The organism is Priestia sp. TGN 0903 (assembly GCF_050846855.1).
Taxonomy (GTDB): Bacteria; Bacillota; Bacilli; order Bacillales; family Bacillaceae_H; genus Priestia; species Priestia zanthoxyli.
In genome coordinates this window covers 786,761-806,834 of record NZ_JBOZGL010000001.1, presented here as the reverse complement: position 1 = coordinate 806,834, position 20,074 = coordinate 786,761, and the positions used below count along the sequence as shown (strand labels likewise).

Below are 20,074 nucleotides of genomic sequence, written 5' to 3'. Positions count from 1 at the left end.
TTATTGTATTGCCTTTGCATTTTATAACTTGATAGATTTGTTTCTGAATTGAATCATTCTTACAATATTTATCACAATTGTTTTTGTTACAGCATAAGCCGGAATCGCTAAGATCATTCCGAGTATTCCTGCAATATTACCCGCAACAAGCAATAAAATAATAATCGTTAAAGGATGAGTGTTTAATTTCTTTCCAATTACCAGCGGAGAAATAATGTTCCCATCTAGCTGTTGAACGATTACGACGACGATAATTACTAATATCGCTTTTGTAGGAGAGTATAATAAACCTACGATTAAAGCGGGTGCTACGCCAATAAAGGGGCCGACGTACGGGATAATATTAGTAAGGGCTCCTATTAGTGCGAGTATTAATGCATAAGGCAACCCAATGATGAGGTAACCAATGAATGTACTAATACCGACAAACAAACAAACGAGCATTTGGCCTTGAATATAAGTAGCTAGCGTATTTGTTGTTTCTTTCATTGTACGCAACGTTTCTTTTTGGTAAGAAGCAGGAACCATACGCAGCGTATTTTTACGAAGTTTATGGCTGTCTTTGAGCATATAAAAAAGAATGAAAGGAACGGTTACAACCGTAAGTGTAATATTTGTTACGACGCTTAAAACAGATGAAATACTGTTTGTGAGATTCGTAGGTAAAGTAGACGCGTAGTTTAAAAGTGACTCTTCAATATGATCGAGCGACACATATTTTTGTTCAACCAGCCAGTTAAACCATCTTGAGTTAGATAAATCATTTATGTACTCTCTCGTTTCTACAATGTAAGACGGAATATTCTTAGCCAAATCAGTTAATTGTTTAGATAAGGTAGGTCCCACACCGCCCACAATAGAAGCAATTACGCCGATAAAAACAACGTATAATAGTAAAATGGCCAGTGTTTTTGGCACTTTTTTTCTTGTGAGAAATGACACAATTGGTTCGAATAAAAAGAAAAGAAAACCAGCTACAAGAATAGGAAAAAACAAAGTGGAGATAAACACACCGATTGGTAGAAAAACAAACGAAATATGTTTACAAATGTAAATCAGTAAAGCAATCATTAATAGTTCTAATGTCCAAAAATGCAGTTTCGATTTAAACAAAAAGTTACCCTCTTTCTTTACTATTTTTTACTATCATACATCAAAAAAGAAACCCACTGCACGTTAAAAGTGGGCTTTTTTAGTCTGTATAACTTTCATTTAAATAAAAATTAGGCTTTTTCCTCTTTATCTTTAGTGGTATCCTCTGGAGTTTTTTTGTCGTCATCTTGTATAATTCCTTCTGCTGCATTTTTAAATTCTCGCAGGGAATGTCCAAATGCTCGTCCTATGTCCGGCAATTTACTTGGTCCAAATACAATTAAGGCAGTAATCCCGATTACGACCATGCTTGTGGCTCCTGGCATGATATCCTCTCCTTTAAAAGCAATGAATATATGAAAATTAAAAAGAGATAGTAAATAAAGTGCATGTTTATACTATTCACTTTTCTCTTTAAAATTCCTTTATTTTAAATGATACGAAAACAAGGTGGAGCGGCTATGTATGATTTAAATGCTAGTAGTGATACTTTTTTCTTTCGCATCCGACGCTAATTATAGCATTAAAGATAGCTATTCGTCTTAGTAACCTTATAAGCTCTATGTAAAAAAGTCTTCATAAGAATTTGCAAAGTAATGGAGGGAAATACGGCTTATGGATTCGAGCCTATGAACGTTCTCCCGTTACAAACCTAACAATTCATCATTCTAATTTCCAGCATGTTGCAACCCCATTGTTAATGGAGAATGTAAAGAGCCCTGTGTTTGAAGAGTTTTGTATAAATGGAAGCTGCATGAATACAAATCCGTAAAAGGGCGTGTTCATAATCAGCTGCAAGTAAGAGGTAGAACAAACGTATTTTAGCCCAAGAAGTATCCGCACAATGAATCGAGATTATCGATTCATTGTGCGGTCTTTTTTTTGTCGTGATGGTGAACGTAGGATCAATGTGTTAATAATGGTAAAAACCTGCTCTGGAATTTTTACTATTTTATAGATAAGTCAAATGACTCTTACTAATTGATAGATAACATGTATGAAAGAAATGACTTTTGAAGATTGTTTTCTAAGCAATTTATTACCTAAATGTGGATGTGGGAAGTGTGAGGGAAGATATATAAAAGAATTATAAAAACATTTGTCTTTGTAAGCGTTTTATTCTTTATTTTAATAAAGAGCAAAAAAAGGATGTTTTTCTCTAAATTTTTACCATTGAATATTTTGAATAAAGTTCATAAAATAAACTTGTAAGCGTTTTAAAAGATTAGAAAGTATGTATCTTAAAAGTTGAATAGAGAATTATTTATGAAGACAGGAAATGTGATTTTTTTGCTTTTGATCACCGTTTCCAAGAATACCTTAACAAGTAACAGCAAAACGTTCATTTAATGAAATAAAGAAATAGATAGGAGTAGAGAAAAATGTACATCGGCGTCGATTATTACCCTGAACATTGGCCAGAGAATATGATAGAAGAAGATATCCAAGGTATTAAAGAGTTAGGATCAAATATGGTGAGAATAGGGGAGTTCGCTTGGCATCTTATGGAGCCTAAAGAAGGGCAATATGACTTTTCTTTTTTTGATAGCGTTATCAATAAGCTTAAAAAACAGAATATTGACATTATGTTTGGTACCCCTACTGCCACTTTTCCGGCTTGGCTTGCGAAGCAGCATCCTTCTATTTTATCAATAGATGAAAATGGGGCGGTCAGAGCATTTGGAGGAAGACGTCAATATTGTTTTAATTCTCCTCTTTACCGGCAGTATAGCGCTCAGATTACAGAACAACTAGTAAAGCACTACTGCTCAGAAGAAGCAATCGTAGCATGGCAAGTTGACAATGAATTTGGCCATGAAGGCAGTGATATGTGTTACTGCGAACAATGTCATAAAGAGTTTCAGCAGTTTTTGGAAAGAAAATATAAAGATATTCATGAGTTAAATGAAAAGTATGGCACTATTTTCTGGGGACAAACGTATAACGACTTTACCGAAGTGCCTATGCCTGTAAAAACAATTACGACACACAGTCCTTCGTTAAAGCTTGATTGGGCGCGCTTTCGCTCTTTTTCGTTAAACAGATATGCTCATGAACAAACAGCAATTGTGAAGAGATATAAAGGTGATCACCAGCTGTTGACAACGAACGTCTCAGGAGGCTTTTTTGATAAATGGTTTGACCATGAAGAGAATCTAGAAGTCATGGACTTTGTATCCTATGACAATTATCCGGTATGGGGCGGTCAAACAGAGCCGATTACCCCTGCTCATATTGCACTGGGACATGATTTTAATAGAGGTCTGCTACATAAAAATTTCTGGATTGTAGAGGAATTAATGGGTGCTCAAGGTCATGATGTCATCGGTTATCTACCGAGGCCTAATCAGGCAAAAATGTGGTCTTATCAAGCGTTTGCTCATGGATGCACGGACATGCTGTATTTCCGTTGGCGCGGAATGACAAGAGGAGCTGAGCAATACTGCTACGGAATTGTAGGTCACGATAATCATTATGGAAGACGCTACAAAGAAGTTCAGTCGTTATTTAGTGAAATCGTTAAGTACGAACATGTACTTGAATCTGACATTAAGTCGGATGTTGCTGTTTTATATGACTATGAAAATATATGGTCATGGCGCTTTCAGCAGCAAAGTGAAGGGTTTGACTTTACGCAAGAGCTTCTTAGAGGGTATACACCGTTTTATAAGTTGAATACACCTATTGATGTTATTCCTGCTACAAGAGATTTTTCAAGCTATAAAGTACTGGTTGTTCCAGCTTTGCAAATCATTGATGAAGAACTAGGTAAAAGATTTACTGAATTTACTGAAAGCGGAGGCGTTATCGTTTTTACGTTTAGAACCGGCATTAAAGACAAACAAAATAATATTCACTTTAAACAGACGCTGCCCGGATATGTAAAAGAAATAACAGGGATTGAAATTCATGAAGTGGAAGCACTGTCTTCTACTCAAAAAGCAGCTATTAAAGGAAAAGGATCGTATGAAGGAGAACAAGCAAGTGCGTCCGTGTGGAGAGACATTATCACACCTGTAACAGCTGAAGTGCTGTATGAGTATGATGATCCATTTTATAATCAAGCCGCTGTAACAAAAAATCAGTTTGGTCGCGGGACGGTTTATTATGTAGGCTGTGGAATTGAAGGGCAAACGTTTGAAAAAATTGCGCTTGATATTGTAAAACAGCAGCAGATTGAGCATACGGAAAGTGAAGATGGAGTTGAAGTATATCCTCGCAAGCTTGGAGAGACAAGTTATTACTTCCTTATGAACCATACGCCAGAAGTAAAAGTATTTAAAGATATTGTTCTGCAGCCTTACGAAAGTCGAGTTGTAGAAAACATGTAGTAGCAACAGGAGACTAGAATCTCATAAAGCAATGAGATTCTAGTCACTCATAATATGATATGAAAGCGTTTTATAGGAGAAGGGAGTTAGGTTATATGAGCATGGGGGTACAGTCAAAAGTTTCTCTAAAGACCGTATTATCATACGGAATGGGGAGCTTTGGAAACAATATTATTTATGCATTAACAAGTACATATTTAATGATTTTTTATACGGACAGCGTAGGATTAAATGCTGCAGCCGTAGGAACCTTATTTCTTATTGCAAGGATATGGGATGGAATTGCAGACATTATTATCGGAATGATTGTTGATAATACAGAAACGAGATTTGGTAAGTTTAGGCCCTATCTTTTAATAGGCGGATTTTTTGCAGCTGTTGCTACAGTCGCGTGTTTTATTAGTCCTGATCTTTCTCACACAGGAAAATTAATTTATGCTTATATCACTTATATCGCGTGGGGAACAAGCTTTGCTATCATGGATATTCCTTATTGGTCGCTTTCAGCAACGATTACACAAGATGTAAAAGAACGAAATAAAGTTGTAGCTTTTCCTAGAACAATTGCAGCAGTAGGGTCTTTATTTGCTAGTTTATTAACTCTTCCACTAGCTCATTATTTTGGAAACTGGTTTATGCTTAGTCTTATTTATGCGTGTATCTTAATGATTACAATGATCATCACATTTTCAGGAGTAAAAGAAAACTATACCGTAAAAAGACAGGAAAAGCAGACGCCAAAAGCAGTTTGGAACTTATTTATTCAAAATAGACCGTTGCGCTACCTGATTTTCTCGATGCTTTTAGTTGAAACAATTTTAACGATTCGAACTACGTTTTCTATTTACTATTTTAAATACAATTTAAATGCAGAGAACATCGCGTCTCTTTATTTAACCTTATTTTTCACAGCACAAATTGTAGGAGCGATCGCGTCTCCTTTCATTTCAAATAAATTTGGAAAGAAACGTGCAGCAATAGGGGGAATTGCCCTAAATGCTGTAGCCACTCTTACAATGTTTGCAACGGGTTTCCACGTTATGCCAGTGATGATTTTAAGCTTTTTAGCTTCTTTTGGCGGTGGGGTTAGTAACATTGCTCAAACATCTATGCTCGCTGACTGTGTAGAATACGGCGAATGGAAAACGGGGAACCGAGCAGAAGGAATGGTGTTTTCTACGAATATTTTCAAAACAAAGGTCGCTTCAGCAGTGGGTGGAGCAGTAGGTGGGTACATCCTTTCAGCAGTAGGGTACGTGCCAAATCAAATTCAGTCACACAGCACGCTCATTTGGATTGCTTTAATCTTTACGATTATTCCGGGTATTCTTTGCTTGTTATCACTTGTCCCACTCGTAAAATATGAGTTGACGGAAAAGAGATATTTAGAGATTTTACAGGATATGAAAAAACGCTCAAGCCGCATAAAAGAAAAACCGGCTATGAAAGTGTCTAGCTAATTCAAATCAACACAAGCATTGTACACAAAAATCACAAGAAAAAAAGACTGCATTTTCTCAGCTCCTCTTGCTATGATGTCAGGTAGACAGATATCAATGTAAAGAGGAGTTTTGTTTATGTTTATTAATTTTTCAAAAGAAGACAAAGATAAAATGCTGAATGAAATTCAAACGTTTTTTTATAACGAACGAGATGAAGAAATCAGTGAATTTGCAGCGGAAAATGTATTGGAGTTTATTAAAGAACATATAGGTCCTCACTTTTATAACCAAGCCATTAAAGATGCGGAAGATATTATGAACCAGGTCATGCTTTCTGCAGAAGAAAATTTACATGCATTAAAAAAACCAATCGAAAAGTAGTTCGAAAAAGAAAATATAAAATAGGAAAAAAGCGTTTTATGTACAAAAACATAAAACGCTTTTGTTTGTTTATGAAACAAATTATTTGTTCGCCCAAGTGATATATGATACATTCGTTTTAAGATAATATTAACGTTAACGTAAAGGTTATATTTAAAGTGTTTTGATTTAACTCGATGAGGGCATAACTTCAGCAAGCAGGGACATAATGAGGTAATTATACGAGGAAAGAAGGGACTACACATGAGCAACATTACGAAAGGTCAGCTAACAAAATCTATTGTGAAAGCAAATGAAAATCGTTTAACGGATAATAGTGATTTTGATATCTATCAAGAGCTGGAAAATGTGCTTCAAGGAGTCGGCTTATCAGCAAAAGACAGTGGAGGAAACATTACATTTTACGGAGAAGATCCAATTGTTCCTAGTACGCTGCGACTTGCCTCAGCAGCAGCTATTGCACTGGTTGCTAAGTCAGTAGCTGTCTCAAAAATTTGGAGAATACGCGGAGGAAAAGGTCAAGATATTCATATGGATTTACGAAAAGCGATACGAAGATTATCACCTTTTTACGATAAAAAATGGGAAAAGCTTAATGGGTATGCCCCGAGTAAAGCAAATGATCCTTATAATCCATTAGGCTTTCGCTTTTATCAAACAAAAGACGGCAAATGGGTAATGCCGCTGAATCCGTATCCACGCTCTAAGCATGAAACGCTCAAGCTATTAAATTGTATAGAAGACCCTGATGCAGTGGCAAAAGCGATTCGCGGATGGAATGCAGAAGAATTGGAAAAAGCTGCAGCGGAGCGAGGAGTTATCATGCCTGTTGTGCGGACAATTAAAGAGTTTATGAATGAGTCCGTGTATGAAGAAGTAGCGCAGCTTCCTTTGATTGAAATTGAAAAGATTGGAGAAAGTGAGCCAATTCCTTTTTCCAAGAACCCTAAAACGCCGCTAGACGGTATTCGAGCATTAGGGCTTGGTCACGTTATTGCAGGAGCAGGATTCGGTAGAGCTCTCGCTTTACACGGTGCGGACGTCTTAAATATTTGGAAGCCAACGGATTGGGAGCATGATACGATTTACGCTACGTCTAATGTCGGTATGCGCTCTTCAACGCTGGATATCGGTGAAAAAGAAGGAAAAGAAAAAATGGTTGAACTTCTACAAGGAGCAGATATCTTTTTTGCGAACCGTCGCTACGGATTCCTAGAGAGATACGGTCTAACAGCTGAAGAGTGTGCAAAATTAAAACCTGGAATCATCCACTGCACCGTTAACCTGCACGGAACGCAAGGAGATTGGGCAAAAAGAAATGGATTTGACCAAACAGCGGGAAGCGTAACGGGAGTCATGGCGTTAGAAGGATCGCCAGAAAATCCTAAGCTGCCTCCTATTGTAGTGGTAAATGATTATGCGGTTTCTTGGCTGCTTGAAGTTGGTGCTTTAATGGCACTAGAAAGAAGAGCAAAAGAAGGAGGCAGCTACCGAGTGCGTGTATCATTAGATCGCGTATCTTTATGGATCTTATCAATGGGCATCTATGATAAAACATATGCTCATCAAACAGCTGGTTCGTCAGAGAAGCATGAGTACATTGCACCGGATCTCTTTACAGCTCAAACACCTTTAGGATTGTACCAAGGGCTTACAGAACAAATTGAAATGTCGGAAACTCCAGGGGAATATAAGACGGTTCTCGTTCCTCGAGGTTCTTCACGCCCAGAGTGGTTGTGATAACAAGAGGCTGAGACAAAATTATTTTAGTGGAAAGAAAATCCGAACGATGAATCGAGATTCTTGATAAAGGATCCAACTCGTTCGGATTTTTTTGTTATTGTGATGAACGTAGGTTTCGTTTATGTGGGTAGATGCTTCTAGCGCTTGCACGGAAATCAACAGCGGTGTCACAAGCGGTTCAGCTCATGTATCCAATTTGTTTGTCTTTAGATTGAATTGATTTCGCTATGTCTTAATCTCGGTTTTTGGGGGTCAAATTTAAAATGAAAAATAAGAAAAAATATTTGAATAATTATATGATTTCTTATATAATAGCGAAAAGGATGAGGAGTTGACTTGTAATGGAAAACTATACGTCCCGCAAAATGACACGAGAAGAAGTAAAAGTATCAGACGCGACAGCAGCTCAACTAGTGCTAAACAAATCTCTTCGTGACTTTAAAAAAGCACAGCTTTTACTGCAAATCGATCAGTCTTTAGAAAAAAGAGATAAAGAAACTTTTTTACGTTTAACTGAAGAGTTAAAAGAAGTTTGTTAAATAACCTACTAACATAAACAATCAGCCTTTGCTTCTAGTGAGCAAAGGCTTTTTATATGGAAAAAAACGGATAAATGTTTTGTTTTTTCTGAAAGCGGTAAAAGTATAGTATGGATGATAAAGCAAAAATCAAGAAGTCTCTTACTTTATTATTTTTTGCTTTATCATCTACAGCATCTAGATGGTAATACATCATGAAAGAACAAAAAGAGAGAGGGTTCTTGATATGTATAACAAAATCTTAGTCGCCTTTGATGGTTCCGCACCTTCTATTCGTGCTCTTCAACATGCAAGTAAACTAGCTGAAAGCGTAAATGCTAATAAGCTGACAATTGTACATATTAAGGAAAGAATTCACTTGCAGCAGCCTGTTTTTAGCGTTGACTTGGACGCACTGATAGAAGAAGAAAACCGCGATATTTTATCTGAAGCTCACAATCATTTAACTCAATCAGGTATTCCATATGAGGCATACGGTGTAGAAGGCACCGCTTCAAAGAAAATTATTGAATACGCACGTGACAATCAACAAGACGTCATTGTGATAGGAAGCCGAGGAAAGGGCTTTGTTAAAGAGACCTTTCTAGGAAGTGTAAGTCACGAAGTTGCTCAATCCGCAGAATGTCCTGTTATTATTGTTAAATAAAAAGAGGCTGAGGCAAATTTAGTTAAAGAAAAATCCGAACGATGAATCGAGATTCTTGATGAAGAATCCAACTCGTTTGGATTTTTTTATTGGTATGGTGAACGTAGGTTTCATGTATATAGTTGCTTCTAGCAGTTGATTGGAGGGTAAGACGAAGACTCCTGCGGGGAAAGCGGAACAGGTGAGACCCCGCAGGAGCGGAAACAACGAGGAGGCTCAGCGGCCGCCCGCGGAAAGCGAAGTCTTGCACGGAAATCAACTGCGGTGTGACCAGTAATTTATACTAGCTCCCTTATCCAATTTGTTCGTCTTTAGATTAGAGTGATTTTGTTATGTCTCAATCTCTTTTTGCTTTTGGATTATGTATTGCTGCACGCTTCGTAAGTTCGAAATTTGCTGTATGATAAACTTACTTCATACGCTAAGCTGTCAGATACCCGTGGTAAAATGTCAAAGAATAACCGTTATTTAATTAGGTATGTTTTATTCTGCACAGTTTCTTCATTTATTACTTTTATAATGAAAGCAAGGGATGTGAATAAATGAATCGTATTTCTATTAAGCTTGGACTCTTGTTTTTAATGTTCATTTTACTAATTGAAGCCGCTCTCTTTTTCTATTTATATAGCGGTCTTGCCAATACACGAATTTCAGAGGAGCTGCAAAGCTTGCGTTTAAGAGGAAACAGTCACCGGGAAGTATTAGAGAAGCATCATGATTCGGCGACGCTTAACCATGTTGCACTGATGGAATCAGAAGCAGAAACTGATGTTATCATAACGGATAAAACAGGGAAAATTATCAGTTCATCTAGACCTTTAATTCAAGGTGCAAGAAAAGCAGTAGAGAAATGGAAAGGAAAGTCTCTTACATATAAAGGTGAAATTATGCAAGGCGACTGGAAAAGCAAACCTTATATCGCCACGGCATCACCTATTAAAGAAGGCCATCAACAGTTCGGAACGGTTTATATGTTCAAAAACACAAAGGATATTCACGAAATGATTGCGAGACTACAGCATCATTTTTACGTAGCGGGAGCTGTGTCCGTTTTATTTTCCATTGTGACTATTTTTGCTCTGTCTAAATTTATAACCGCTCCTTTAATCAAAATGAAAAAAGCAACTGAGAAGCTGAGTCAAGGAGATTTGTCTGTGAAACTTGGCGCTCATTCAAGAGATGAACTTGGACAATTAGGAATGTCCATTCAGTCGTTAGCGAATGAGCTGCAGCGGTTACGAAAAGAGCGAAATGAATTTTTAAGCAGCATTTCACATGAACTTCAAACGCCTTTGATGTATTTAAAGGGCTATGCAGACGTAGCAAGAAGGCCTTCTAATACACCGCAAGAACGTGATAAGTACCTTGCTATTGTGGAAGAAGAAGCAGGAAGAATTTCACAGTTAGTCAAAGATTTGTTTCAGCTGGCGCAGCTGGATCAGCATACATTTTTTATTCAAAAACAAAAAGTAGAGCTAGCTATGTATTTGCACACCGTATGCGCGCATTTTCATTTAGCTTTAAAAGAAAAAGAGATGGAGCTGGAGATAAGCTGCCCTCAAGGTCTTTACGTTTCACTAGATCCTGAAAGATTTCAGCAAGTGATTATCAATTTACTTGATAACGCAATGAACTATTCAAAAGAAGGGACCAAAATTGATTTAAGTGTAAAAAAATCAGCTGAATCATTGACAATAACTCTTAAAGATCAAGGAATAGGCATTCCAGAAAAAGATCTACCTTACGTATTTGACAAGCTGTATCGAGTGGAAAAATCCCGCTCGAGAAAAAGCGGAGGATACGGATTAGGCTTATCAATTGTAAAGGAGATTGTAGAAGCTCATGGAGGAGAAATAACAATCACAAGCGAGACGGGAAAAGGTACGACTGTAGAGATTGTATTAAGAAAGGATGGATAGGATGGCAACTATTTTATTAGTAGATGATGAAGCAAGGATGCTGGATTTACTAGAACTTTATCTGCTGCCAAACGGATTTACATGTATAAAATTTGAAAAAGGCACAGAAGCGCTGCGCTATCTTTATGAAGGTAACAAAGCAGATTTGATGTTATTAGATATTATGATGCCAAGCGAAGATGGGTGGGAGATTTGCCAAGAAGTAAGAAAAATGTCTGATCTACCTGTCATTATGCTCACAGCCCGCAGCCAAACATTAGATGTAGTAAAAGGATTAAATATAGGGGCAGACGACTATATTACCAAACCGTTTAGCGAAGAAGAATTGGTTGCACGCATCGGTGCGGTTCTTAGACGTTCGTTAAAGGAAAAACATGAAATCACCTACAAAGGGTTAGTATGGAGCAAGGAAAATCACGTATTACAATATAAAGATCAGCAGATTCAAGTAACGCCTAAAGAGTTTGAATTGGTGGGGTTACTTCTTCAGCATTTAAATCGTGTGTTCAGCCGAGACGACTTGCTTGTGTTAGTGTGGGGATATGAGGCGGAGATTGGAGACCGTACTATTGACTCTCATGTGCGAAATGTTCGGGATAAGCTTAGAAAAGCGGGCTTTCCCGTAGACGAATACTTGCAAACCGTATGGGGAATAGGCTATAAGTGGGTTGATGTTAGTTGAAAATGATATGAGCATAGCTACTAAAATTGGTGAAAAGATAAAGTAAGCAGAAGCCAGCTTTTCGCTTTACATAGGGTAGGGGGGTATAGTATCATGAAGTTATGAAGGGAGGATGTTAGATGGTCGAAGCGAATCACATGAATAGTGAAGAAAAATGTTGTACGATAAATAGTGAAAGAAAAAGTCACCATTCTCCAGAAGTGAAAAAAAACCTAACAAGCCGATTAAATCGAATTGAAGGACAAATTCGAGGAATTAAAGGATTAATTGAAAAAGATACGTATTGTGACGACGTGATTACTCAAATCGCAGCTGCGCAGTCTGCTTTGAATAGTGTAAGTAAAATTTTGCTTGAAGGTCACTTGAAGCATTGCATTGTAGAACGTGTGCAAGCTGGTGATGAAGAAGTAGTGGATGAATTATTAACAACCATTAAACGATTAATGAAATAAAGGAGATGCTAGAAATGGAAAACGTAACATTATCAGTACAAGGAATGTCTTGCGGTCATTGTGTCAAAGCTGTTGAAGGCGGCGTAGGCGAACTTAATGGCGTTAAAAGCGTAGAAGTAAGCTTAGAAGATGCAAAAGTAACGGTTGCATTTGATCCAAGTCAAGTAACGGTCGAAGATATTAAAGAAGCTATTGATGACCAAGGTTATGACGTAGCATAAACAGCATCGCGTGCGAATACCTTCGCACGCTTGATTTAGGAGAAAGATATACCCCTTATAGGTATATAACAGGAGGCGAAATGCGGTGAGTGACAAACAAAAAGAAGCCACCTTGCAAATTACGGGTATGACATGCGCAGCGTGTTCTAACCGGATTGAAAAAGGGTTAAAAAAAATAGAAGGTGTAAAAGAAGCAAACGTGAATTTGGCTTTGGAAAGATCTACTATCATATTTGATCCGTCTAAAACAAGTCCACAGGCCTTTGAAGAAAAAATCGAAAAGCTTGGGTACGGAGTTGTAAGTGAAAAAGCCGAATTTGCTATTACGGGCATGACGTGCGCCGCTTGTTCGACTCGTATTGAAAAAGGGTTAAACAAATTAGAAGGCGTGACAAAGGCAAGTGTTAACCTTGCTTTAGAAACGGCTTCTGTTGAATACAGCCCTTCTCAAATAGATCCGCAAGACATAACGCAGCGAGTTGAAAAGCTTGGATACGGAGCCAAGCTAAAGTCAGAAGAAAAAGAAGAAGAGCAAAGCTACAGAGAAAAAGAACTGAGTAAACAAAAAGGAAAGTTTTGGTTTTCATTTATTTTAAGCGTACCGTTATTATGGGCAATGGTTAGTCATTTTACGTTTACGTCGTTTATTCCTTTGCCTCATATGCTGATGAATCCATGGGTTCAGCTCGCTTTAGCTACGCCTGTTCAATTCGTCGTAGGGAAGCAATTTTATATAGGTGCATTTAAAGCTCTTCGTAACAAAAGTGCCAACATGGATGTTTTAGTAGCACTAGGTACAAGCGCAGCTTATTTCTATAGTTTATACTCTTCTCTTAAATCGCTTGGCTCATCTGCTCATACTACTCAGCTTTACTATGAAACGAGTGCTATATTAATTACGCTGATTCTTTTAGGGAAATTATTTGAAGCCAATGCCAAAGGCCGTTCTTCAGAAGCAATTAAAAAGATGATGGGTTTACAAGCTAAAACGGCCGTTGTAGTAAGAGATGGAGCGGAAATTGAAATTCCAGTGGAAGAAGTGCAAAAAAGCGAAGTTATTTTTATTAAACCCGGTGAAAAAGTACCTGTAGACGGAGAGATTATTGAAGGACAATCGGCTTTAGATGAGTCCATGCTGACAGGGGAAAGCGTACCGGTAGATAAAAGCATTGGAGATAAAGTAATTGGAGCCACACTCAATAAAAATGGTTTTCTAAAAATAAAAGCTACAAACGTTGGAAAAGAGACGGCGCTTGCGCAAATTATTAAAGTAGTAGAAGAAGCGCAGGGGTCTAAAGCCCCTATTCAGAGATTAGCTGATTATATTTCAGGTATATTCGTGCCAATTGTGGTTGGAATTGCTCTTCTTACGTTCTTTGTCTGGTACATTTGGATTGTGCCTGGCGAATTTGCACCGGCTTTAGAAAAGCTTATTGCCGTATTAGTGATCGCATGTCCATGCGCATTAGGTTTAGCTACTCCAACTTCCATTATGGCGGGGTCGGGCCGCGCAGCAGAATTTGGTATTTTGTTTAAAGGCGGCGAGCATTTAGAAGCGACGCATAAAATCGATACAATTCTTTTAGATAAAACGGGAACTGTTACAAATGGAACGCCTGAGCTAACCGATGTACGTATTGCACAGGGCTACGAAGAAAATGAGCTATTACAGTTAGTTGCATCAGCTGAGCGTTTATCGGAGCATCCTCTAGCTCAAGCACTCGTAGCAGGTATAAAAAATAAAGGTATAGAAATTCAAGATCCGTTATCTTTTGAAGCGATTCCAGGGCATGGAGTAAGGGCAACTGTACAAGAACGAGAGCTGTTAGTAGGAACAAGAAAGCTTATGAACCAACATAAAGTGAATATTGATGCAGCTTTAGAAGAAATGACAAATTTAGAACGAGAAGGAAAAACGGCCATGCTCGTTGCTCTTGACGGAAAATATGCCGGCATGCTTGCTGTTGCAGACACTATTAAAGAGACTTCTAAAGAAGCAGTTTCTAGGTTAAAAGAGATGGGCTTAGAAGTGATGATGATTACCGGAGATAATCGTCAAACAGCTCAGGCTATTGCGATGCAAGCGGGTATTGAGCACGTTATAGCAGAAGTGTTGCCAGAAGGCAAAGCAGAAGAAGTGAAAAAGCTTCAGCAGCAAGGTAAAAAAGTCGCAATGGTAGGAGACGGTATTAACGATGCTCCTGCACTTGCGTTAGCTGATATTGGAATGGCCATCGGAACAGGAACGGATGTAGCGATGGAAGCCGCTGATATTACGCTGATGCGAGGAGACTTGATGAGCATTGCAGATGCGATTGAAATGAGTAGAAAAACGATTTCTAATATTAAGCAAAATCTATTCTGGGCGATGGGTTATAACACGCTCGGTATTCCAATTGCAGCAGTTGGGCTGTTAGCTCCTTGGGTTGCTGGTGCCGCGATGGCTTTTAGTTCCGTATCGGTTGTATTAAATGCACTGCGATTGCAGAGAGTGAGGCTATAAGGTATGAAAAAGTGGATCATCTCAGCTATTTTGTACGTGCTTGCTGTCATAGCAGTATATGCTGTGTGGGAAATATAAACTAAAAAATATTGGAGTCATCGAGCCACTCTCGGTGAAAGTGATCCAAAAGCAAAGCTGCTAAAGAATATTCTTTAGCAGCTTTGTCAGGTGCAAGGAATTTTTTTGATTCAATTCATACCCTTTAAGATGAAGGTCTTCTGGATGCTTTTGCTGAGCAATTAACACATCACGTCCATCATCCATAATCCAAATGAAATAATGACGGCTAGAACCATCTCCATAGGTAATGGTCATTTTGCAATCGATGCTCCCAGCAGATTCTTCATCTAAGAGAAGTTTCATGCGCTCAGCCTTTTTTATACTATTGGTGAATGTATTCATATCTTGTTCATCGATAAACGTTTTGAGTGTTTTCATTTTAATGGACGTTACTTCTATCTTTTGTACGCTAGGTGAGAGCGTGGACTGTGCGGAAGCAAAGGGGGCTCCCATCACCAAGCTAACTACAAGTAAGAGTGAGGATAGAGCAAAGCGTATTTTTAGCATGTTTCTTTCCTCCTTTTATTTTTATACTTTTTCCTAGTGGTAAGTGTTTCATACGAAGGCCTTTTTTAGGCACAGGAAATTTTCGTACCTAATTACCTTCATCTTCACAAAATCTGCACAAAGTCTGGCTACAATAAAGAAAAGAAGAAGAGTATGCAAAGATAAGTTGTTTCTAAGGATTAAAGGATTTTTATTTTAAAATTTATTAGGTGGAAAAGAGGGACTGTCATGAAAAAACAGCTATTTATTCTTGGTGCATCTGTCATTATTGGACTAAGCGGATGCGGAAACGATTCTAGTCATGAAAAACCTTCAGCTGACAAAAATGAATCCATGCACGATCACTCAGAGATGAATCACTCTAGTTCAGGAGAGGTTCCAAAAGGATTAAAGCAAGCTGAAAATCCAACATATAAAGTTGGAGATAAAGCCGTTATGAAAGCTGATCATATGAAAGGCATGAACGGGGCTGAAGCAACGATTGTTGGTGCTTACGATACTACGGCCTATACCGTTTCGTATACGCCAAAGACTGGCGGGGAAAAAGTAAAAAATCATAAGTGGGTTATTCAAGAAGAAATAAAAGATGCGGGTAACGAGCAGTTAAAGCCAGGCAGCGAAGTGACGCTTGAAGCAGATCATATGAAAGGTATGAAAGGGGCAAAAGCAACGATTGATTCAGCCGAAAAAACAACGGTATATATGGTAGACTACACGCCGACTACAGGCGGAGAGAAAGTGAAAAATCATAAGTGGGTAACGGAAGATGAGCTTTCAGTAAAATAGACTGTTAGCGAGAAAAAAGGCTGGACAAAAGTATTTTTGGTGAAAGAAGATCCGAACGATGAATCAAGATTCTTGATTGAGAATCTCGATTCATTGTTCGGATTTTTTATGGGTATGGTGAGCTTAGATTTTATGTAGTGTCTTCTAGCTGTGGTATTAAGTAGAATGCTACGGTAATAAAACGAACAAACTACTGATGAAAGGAGCTAGCTATGAGTGAACATACAGTAAAGCGAACAGGACGCACACGATGGTTCATTTCATCTTTGTTAAGCAGTATGATTATTTTAAACTATTTTGATCGTGTAGCGGTGTCAGTGGCCGCTCCTGCAATACAAGATGCATTTCACTTAACGGGAACAGAGCTTGGAATTGTCTTTTCTATTTATACGTATTCTTATACGATCATGCAAATACCTGCTGGAAGCTTGCTTGATCGGTTCGGAGTAGCATGGGTGACAAGAGTCGGTATGGTGATTTGGAGTTTATTAACGATGTCGATGGCTTTTTTGCAAGGAAAACTTCTTCTCTATATTGTCCGGTTTTTAATAGGAATAATGAGTGCTTCCGCATTTCCGGCAGCATCAAAAGCTACGTCGCTATGGTTTCCTCCAAACGAAAGAAGCTTACCAAATTCTTTGTTTGATTCAGCGGCCAAATTTTCAAATGTACTTGGCGCGCCTCTTGTAGCATTTCTCATCACCAAATTTGATTGGCGCACAGCATTTTTATCCATTGGAATTATAAACGTGCTGTTTACGCTGCTGTTTTGGTTTTATTACGAAAAGCCAGAAAAGCATAGACGCATATCAGATGATGAGTTGAAGTATATTCAAGAAAATAATTTAAATGCAAACGATGAGCAAACATCAAAATTTTTACATACCTTAAAAGTATTATTTACGAATCGGAAAGTTTGGGGGCTAATGATTGGGTTTACAGGCTATGGATATACGTTTAATTTACTGTTAACGTGGCTGCCAACTTTTTTAAAAGAAAAATACGGTATGGATATCATGTCATCGGGCCTGCTTACGGCAGTACCTTGGCTAATTGCTACATTTGCTGGCATTTTAGTTGGCGGCTGGCTTGTTGATTACCTTATAAAAAAAGGGTATAACAGTCAAAACGTATATCGTACGATCATTATAGTAGGGTTATGCTTAGGGTTTGTGTTTTTAGGCTCTATTTTCACCGATAATGTCGTCGTAGCGATGATTTGTATTTCGATTGGACTGGCAGGTATATCTGCAACGGCACCAATCGGCTGGTCTATTTCCGCTGAAATTGCGCCTGCAGGCTCTATTTCTCTTCTCAGTTCTATTGTTAATTTAGCTAATAATTTGTTTGGTGGAATTATAGCGACAGCTTTAACGGGATATCTTTTGGATAAAACTGGTTCTTTTAATCTAAGCTTTATTGTAGCGGGAATTGTATTGTTGCTAGGGTTAATTTTTTATATTTACGTGCTGGGAGATATTAAACAAATTAAAATTCCAAAAAATCAACGTACGAAGTAAAACCCCATGACTCGTTATGGGGTTTTACTTTTGATTATAAATAACGACCTTGCTCATGCATTTAGTCATGTGAAAAAGTCTAGTCTTCTGATCTGACGCTATTAAGAAAAGAAACAAGGTGAGTTTGTTTGTTTGAAACATGCGATAGGGAATTGTTTTAAAATAGCATTGTTGGTATAGCATGTTCTTAAAAAGGTTAAGATGGTTTTTATGAAGAAACCTTGTGTCTAGTTTTGTGATTTCAGCAGAAGTAGATACGAACCGCACTATAAAAAAATAGAAAGGCAGAGGAACATGAATCATAAAGAAAGTGAAAACAACACTGAGTTAAATCAAAGCCGCTCATTAAAGGAGCCTCAACGCGTAGAATTATCTAAGTATCAAATTTTAAAAGCACTGATACCTGTTATTATACTTGGGATTGTCGTTTTAGTTGCCGTATTACAAAATGATGGTCTTCTTAATTGGATCTAGGTATGCAAAAGGGGCCTGTAACGTACAAATAGATGTAGCAATTAGTAGAAATAATGGATTGTAACTTATTTAGGCATGCAATAAAAAGAAACTGCATATAGTGTAATTTAAATCGCTTGTACACAGTAGAGGGAAAGAGGGAGATACATGCCAAGAGTAACCGTTTTAGGACACGGAAGTTTTGAAGTGGAAAAAGGAAAAAAGCTTGTCTTGGCACTTGAAGACAATGGTATAAATATTCTTCATCGGTGCGGCGGAAAAGCCAAATGCACAACTTGCAGGGTAGAAGTGCTCGAAGGTGAATATTGTGATTTAACAAACGCAGAGAAAAATGTATACTCAGAAAGTTCAATTGAAGATCATTTGCGCTTATCGTGCCAAATTCGTGTAAATGAAGATGTCACCGTTCGACCAATACTAACGGTAGAGAGCTCAGGACGAGAAGCAGGACCTCGACCCGCAGAGTAGTCATGTAATTGCAAAAAGCAGCGTGTGAAATGTTTACATGCTGCTTTTTGTATGTTTACTTAAAAAAATAACAAGAACAGCTACGGGGAGTAGCAGCTGTTCTTGTTCAAGTAAAATACCTACGGAATGATTCCTTTAAATTTTAGCATTCTGTAAGGCGGGCAGTAAATCACTCAAAAGAGTGATTATAAAGGCTTTTTTCGAACGGTTATCTGCAAATAGATTTAATTGGATTCTTCAATCACATCTCCACTTTTGTAAATATGATACCAACCTATGGTACCTGATCCCCCTTGATCCATCCAGTCTTTATTTTTTGCTACGAATCTATAGTAAGCTTTATCGTTGTTATCTTTCCGTAAGCGGTCGTCTGTACTGAAGACAATGTTGTCACCGAGTTCTTTTTTACCGAATGCAATAGCCGTGCTGACAGGAAATTGCTTTCTTTCTACCTTGTTCTCATCTAAAGCTGCCCATGTTAAGGGGCCAACAATACCATCTGGAGACAAGCGGTGATCGGTTTGAAATTCTTTTACTACAGTTTGCGTTCGCGTACCGAAAATGCCATCAACTGATGTGTTATACTTCACATCCTTTAAGCTTTGCTGTAAGTCTCTTACGTAGCTAGAGTGGGAACCTTTACGAAGCGTAGGCCTCGTTTCTGCTTTAGCTTCAATTTTTTGTGAGTAGGCATCTTTAGTAGCTGCTTCAGTAGTTGGAGTGCTGAATGCTACGCATGTTGTTGCAAGCGTAAGAGTAGAAAGCATGACAAGTGTTTTTTTCGTTAACATGAAATAACCTCCTTGTTTTTAGCAACTATTTGTCGCTTTTCATGAGCTTTATAACTAATTAGTAGCTATAAAGTCAACTTATTATAGCGCAGGCAGTTTTCTATTTGTTTTTATATTCCTATGATTATATAAGATAGTCATAAAAAACTAGTGAAGTAGATAAATCGTTCTATGTTTTCACTATAATTTCATTTTTCTCTGGTACAGTACGGAAGGAAAAAACAGCAGGTTTAAGCGTCTTGTGTACCTGGAGTATGTCTTGCTCTATAACGCTCATAATAAACGAATGAAAAGACTGCAAAGGGAATTTGGATCTCTTTGCAGTCTCTTCATGTTCAAAAGCTCTGCGTTCAACTGATAACCAGAAAGGAAAGTATTTATGTCTACTTTGTATGCTCAGCACATAAGGAACCTTTTTTCGAAAATAAAGTCCAATAAATCATCACGGAAACAAATTTTTCTCTACATATTAGGGATTTGCTGTTTGTGTATAGCGCTCATTGTAACAAACCACAA

The 20,074-nt window shown here is 37.9% G+C and carries 19 protein-coding genes; 15 read left to right on the top strand and 4 right to left on the bottom strand.

Annotation, left to right across the window (positions count from 1 at the left end; genetic code table 11):
* Positions 1–21: 21 nt before the first annotated feature.
* Positions 22–1,113 carry an AI-2E family transporter gene (locus tag ACRPLY_RS04160; RefSeq protein WP_432231582.1) on the bottom strand — a complete coding sequence of 364 codons (1,092 nt, stop codon included), beginning with the start codon at positions 1,111–1,113 and terminating at the stop codon, positions 22–24.
* Positions 1,114–1,223: 110 nt separating this feature from the next.
* Positions 1,224–1,418 carry a twin-arginine translocase TatA/TatE family subunit gene (locus tag ACRPLY_RS04155; protein WP_047751147.1) on the bottom strand — a complete coding sequence of 65 codons (195 nt, stop codon included), beginning with the start codon at positions 1,416–1,418 and terminating at the stop codon, positions 1,224–1,226.
* A 1,056-nt stretch (positions 1,419–2,474) separates the two neighbouring features.
* Here ACRPLY_RS04155 and ACRPLY_RS04150 point away from each other — a divergent pair.
* The 11 genes from ACRPLY_RS04150 to ACRPLY_RS04100 all read left to right on the top strand — a co-directional run bounded on the left by ACRPLY_RS04150 (position 2,475) and on the right by ACRPLY_RS04100 (position 14,952).
* Positions 2,475–4,424 carry a beta-galactosidase gene (locus ACRPLY_RS04150; protein WP_098112761.1) on the top strand — a complete coding sequence of 650 codons (1,950 nt, stop codon included), beginning with the start codon at positions 2,475–2,477 and terminating at the stop codon, positions 4,422–4,424.
* Between the two features lie 95 nt (positions 4,425–4,519).
* Positions 4,520–5,884 carry a glycoside-pentoside-hexuronide (GPH):cation symporter gene (locus ACRPLY_RS04145; RefSeq protein WP_098112760.1) on the top strand — a complete coding sequence of 455 codons (1,365 nt, stop codon included), beginning with the start codon at positions 4,520–4,522 and terminating at the stop codon, positions 5,882–5,884.
* A 117-nt stretch (positions 5,885–6,001) separates the two neighbouring features.
* Positions 6,002–6,247 (top strand): DUF2164 domain-containing protein, encoded by a 246-nt coding sequence (locus ACRPLY_RS04140; protein WP_013082790.1) that lies wholly within the window; start codon positions 6,002–6,004, stop codon positions 6,245–6,247.
* Positions 6,248–6,490: 243 nt separating this feature from the next.
* Complete coding sequence (locus tag ACRPLY_RS04135) at positions 6,491–7,987, top strand: CoA transferase (RefSeq protein ID WP_430047867.1); 1,497 nt, start codon at positions 6,491–6,493, stop codon at positions 7,985–7,987.
* 344 nt (positions 7,988–8,331) lie between these two features.
* Positions 8,332–8,529 (top strand): IDEAL domain-containing protein, encoded by a 198-nt coding sequence (locus ACRPLY_RS04130; protein WP_013082792.1) that lies wholly within the window; start codon positions 8,332–8,334, stop codon positions 8,527–8,529.
* A gap of 226 nt (positions 8,530–8,755) precedes the next feature.
* A complete protein-coding gene (locus tag ACRPLY_RS04125; RefSeq protein WP_028413689.1) occupies positions 8,756–9,175 on the top strand; it encodes a universal stress protein in 420 nt (139 codons plus the stop codon).
* A 542-nt stretch (positions 9,176–9,717) separates the two neighbouring features.
* Positions 9,718–11,094 carry a sensor histidine kinase gene (locus ACRPLY_RS04120; protein ID WP_033578733.1) on the top strand — a complete coding sequence of 459 codons (1,377 nt, stop codon included), beginning with the start codon at positions 9,718–9,720 and terminating at the stop codon, positions 11,092–11,094.
* 1 nt (position 11,095) lies between these two features.
* Positions 11,096–11,776, top strand: a complete 681-nt coding sequence (locus ACRPLY_RS04115) for a response regulator transcription factor (protein ID WP_028413687.1) — start codon at positions 11,096–11,098, stop codon at positions 11,774–11,776.
* 119 nt (positions 11,777–11,895) lie between these two features.
* Positions 11,896–12,228, top strand: a complete 333-nt coding sequence (locus tag ACRPLY_RS04110) for a metal-sensitive transcriptional regulator (protein WP_014460516.1) — start codon at positions 11,896–11,898, stop codon at positions 12,226–12,228.
* Positions 12,229–12,242: 14 nt separating this feature from the next.
* Positions 12,243–12,449 (top strand): copper chaperone CopZ, encoded by a 207-nt coding sequence (copZ, locus tag ACRPLY_RS04105; protein ID WP_013082796.1) that lies wholly within the window; start codon positions 12,243–12,245, stop codon positions 12,447–12,449.
* Positions 12,450–12,534: 85 nt separating this feature from the next.
* The gene (locus ACRPLY_RS04100) at positions 12,535–14,952 is read left to right on the top strand and encodes a heavy metal translocating P-type ATPase (protein ID WP_223546539.1); all 2,418 of its coding nucleotides are present in this window, start codon (positions 12,535–12,537) and stop codon (positions 14,950–14,952) included.
* Positions 14,953–15,090: 138 nt separating this feature from the next.
* Here ACRPLY_RS04100 and ACRPLY_RS04095 read toward each other — a convergent pair whose 3' ends face one another.
* On the bottom strand, positions 15,091–15,519 hold the full coding sequence (locus ACRPLY_RS04095; protein ID WP_028413685.1) for a hypothetical protein: 429 nt from the start codon (positions 15,517–15,519) through the stop codon (positions 15,091–15,093).
* A 228-nt stretch (positions 15,520–15,747) separates the two neighbouring features.
* Between ACRPLY_RS04095 and ACRPLY_RS04090 the strand changes: the two genes are divergently transcribed.
* The 4 genes from ACRPLY_RS04090 (at position 15,748) to ACRPLY_RS04075 (ending at position 18,767) form a co-directional block, all read left to right on the top strand.
* Positions 15,748–16,305, top strand: coding sequence for a YdhK family protein (locus ACRPLY_RS04090; protein WP_432231581.1), 558 nt, complete (start codon positions 15,748–15,750; stop codon positions 16,303–16,305).
* A gap of 212 nt (positions 16,306–16,517) precedes the next feature.
* Positions 16,518–17,825: an MFS transporter gene (locus ACRPLY_RS04085; RefSeq protein WP_028413683.1), complete on the top strand. Its 1,308-nt coding sequence runs from the start codon at positions 16,518–16,520 to the stop codon at positions 17,823–17,825.
* Positions 17,826–18,119: 294 nt separating this feature from the next.
* Positions 18,120–18,299, top strand: a complete 180-nt coding sequence (locus ACRPLY_RS04080) for a hypothetical protein (protein WP_165635865.1) — start codon at positions 18,120–18,122, stop codon at positions 18,297–18,299.
* A 147-nt stretch (positions 18,300–18,446) separates the two neighbouring features.
* Positions 18,447–18,767, top strand: a complete 321-nt coding sequence (locus ACRPLY_RS04075; protein ID WP_165635866.1) for a 2Fe-2S iron-sulfur cluster-binding protein — start codon at positions 18,447–18,449, stop codon at positions 18,765–18,767.
* Positions 18,768–18,991: 224 nt separating this feature from the next.
* Here the strand turns inward: ACRPLY_RS04075 and ACRPLY_RS04070 are convergent, their stop codons facing one another.
* Positions 18,992–19,558, bottom strand: coding sequence for a peptidoglycan-binding domain-containing protein (locus ACRPLY_RS04070; RefSeq protein WP_048021339.1), 567 nt, complete (start codon positions 19,556–19,558; stop codon positions 18,992–18,994).
* Positions 19,559–20,074 lie beyond the last annotated feature (516 nt).

Bases quoted from the DNA above. Each gene is read 5' to 3' on its own strand.
- ACRPLY_RS04155 (WP_047751147.1), bottom strand. From the start codon at position 1,418: ATGCCAGGAGCCACAAGCATGGTCGTAATCGGGATTACTGCCTTAATT.
- ACRPLY_RS04150 (WP_098112761.1), top strand. From the start codon at position 2,475: ATGTACATCGGCGTCGATTATTACCCTGAACATTGGCCAGAGAATATG.
- ACRPLY_RS04145 (WP_098112760.1), top strand. From the start codon at position 4,520: ATGAGCATGGGGGTACAGTCAAAAGTTTCTCTAAAGACCGTATTATCA.
- ACRPLY_RS04140 (WP_013082790.1), top strand. From the start codon at position 6,002: ATGTTTATTAATTTTTCAAAAGAAGACAAAGATAAAATGCTGAATGAA.
- ACRPLY_RS04135 (WP_430047867.1), top strand. From the start codon at position 6,491: ATGAGCAACATTACGAAAGGTCAGCTAACAAAATCTATTGTGAAAGCA.
- ACRPLY_RS04130 (WP_013082792.1), top strand. From the start codon at position 8,332: ATGGAAAACTATACGTCCCGCAAAATGACACGAGAAGAAGTAAAAGTA.
- ACRPLY_RS04125 (WP_028413689.1), top strand. From the start codon at position 8,756: ATGTATAACAAAATCTTAGTCGCCTTTGATGGTTCCGCACCTTCTATT.
- ACRPLY_RS04120 (WP_033578733.1), top strand. From the start codon at position 9,718: ATGAATCGTATTTCTATTAAGCTTGGACTCTTGTTTTTAATGTTCATT.
- ACRPLY_RS04115 (WP_028413687.1), top strand. From the start codon at position 11,096: ATGGCAACTATTTTATTAGTAGATGATGAAGCAAGGATGCTGGATTTA.
- ACRPLY_RS04110 (WP_014460516.1), top strand. From the start codon at position 11,896: ATGGTCGAAGCGAATCACATGAATAGTGAAGAAAAATGTTGTACGATA.
- copZ (WP_013082796.1), top strand. From the start codon at position 12,243: ATGGAAAACGTAACATTATCAGTACAAGGAATGTCTTGCGGTCATTGT.
- ACRPLY_RS04095 (WP_028413685.1), bottom strand. From the start codon at position 15,519: ATGCTAAAAATACGCTTTGCTCTATCCTCACTCTTACTTGTAGTTAGC.
- ACRPLY_RS04090 (WP_432231581.1), top strand. From the start codon at position 15,748: ATGAAAAAACAGCTATTTATTCTTGGTGCATCTGTCATTATTGGACTA.
- ACRPLY_RS04085 (WP_028413683.1), top strand. From the start codon at position 16,518: ATGAGTGAACATACAGTAAAGCGAACAGGACGCACACGATGGTTCATT.
- ACRPLY_RS04080 (WP_165635865.1), top strand. From the start codon at position 18,120: ATGAATCATAAAGAAAGTGAAAACAACACTGAGTTAAATCAAAGCCGC.
- ACRPLY_RS04075 (WP_165635866.1), top strand. From the start codon at position 18,447: ATGCCAAGAGTAACCGTTTTAGGACACGGAAGTTTTGAAGTGGAAAAA.
- ACRPLY_RS04070 (WP_048021339.1), bottom strand. From the start codon at position 19,558: ATGTTAACGAAAAAAACACTTGTCATGCTTTCTACTCTTACGCTTGCA.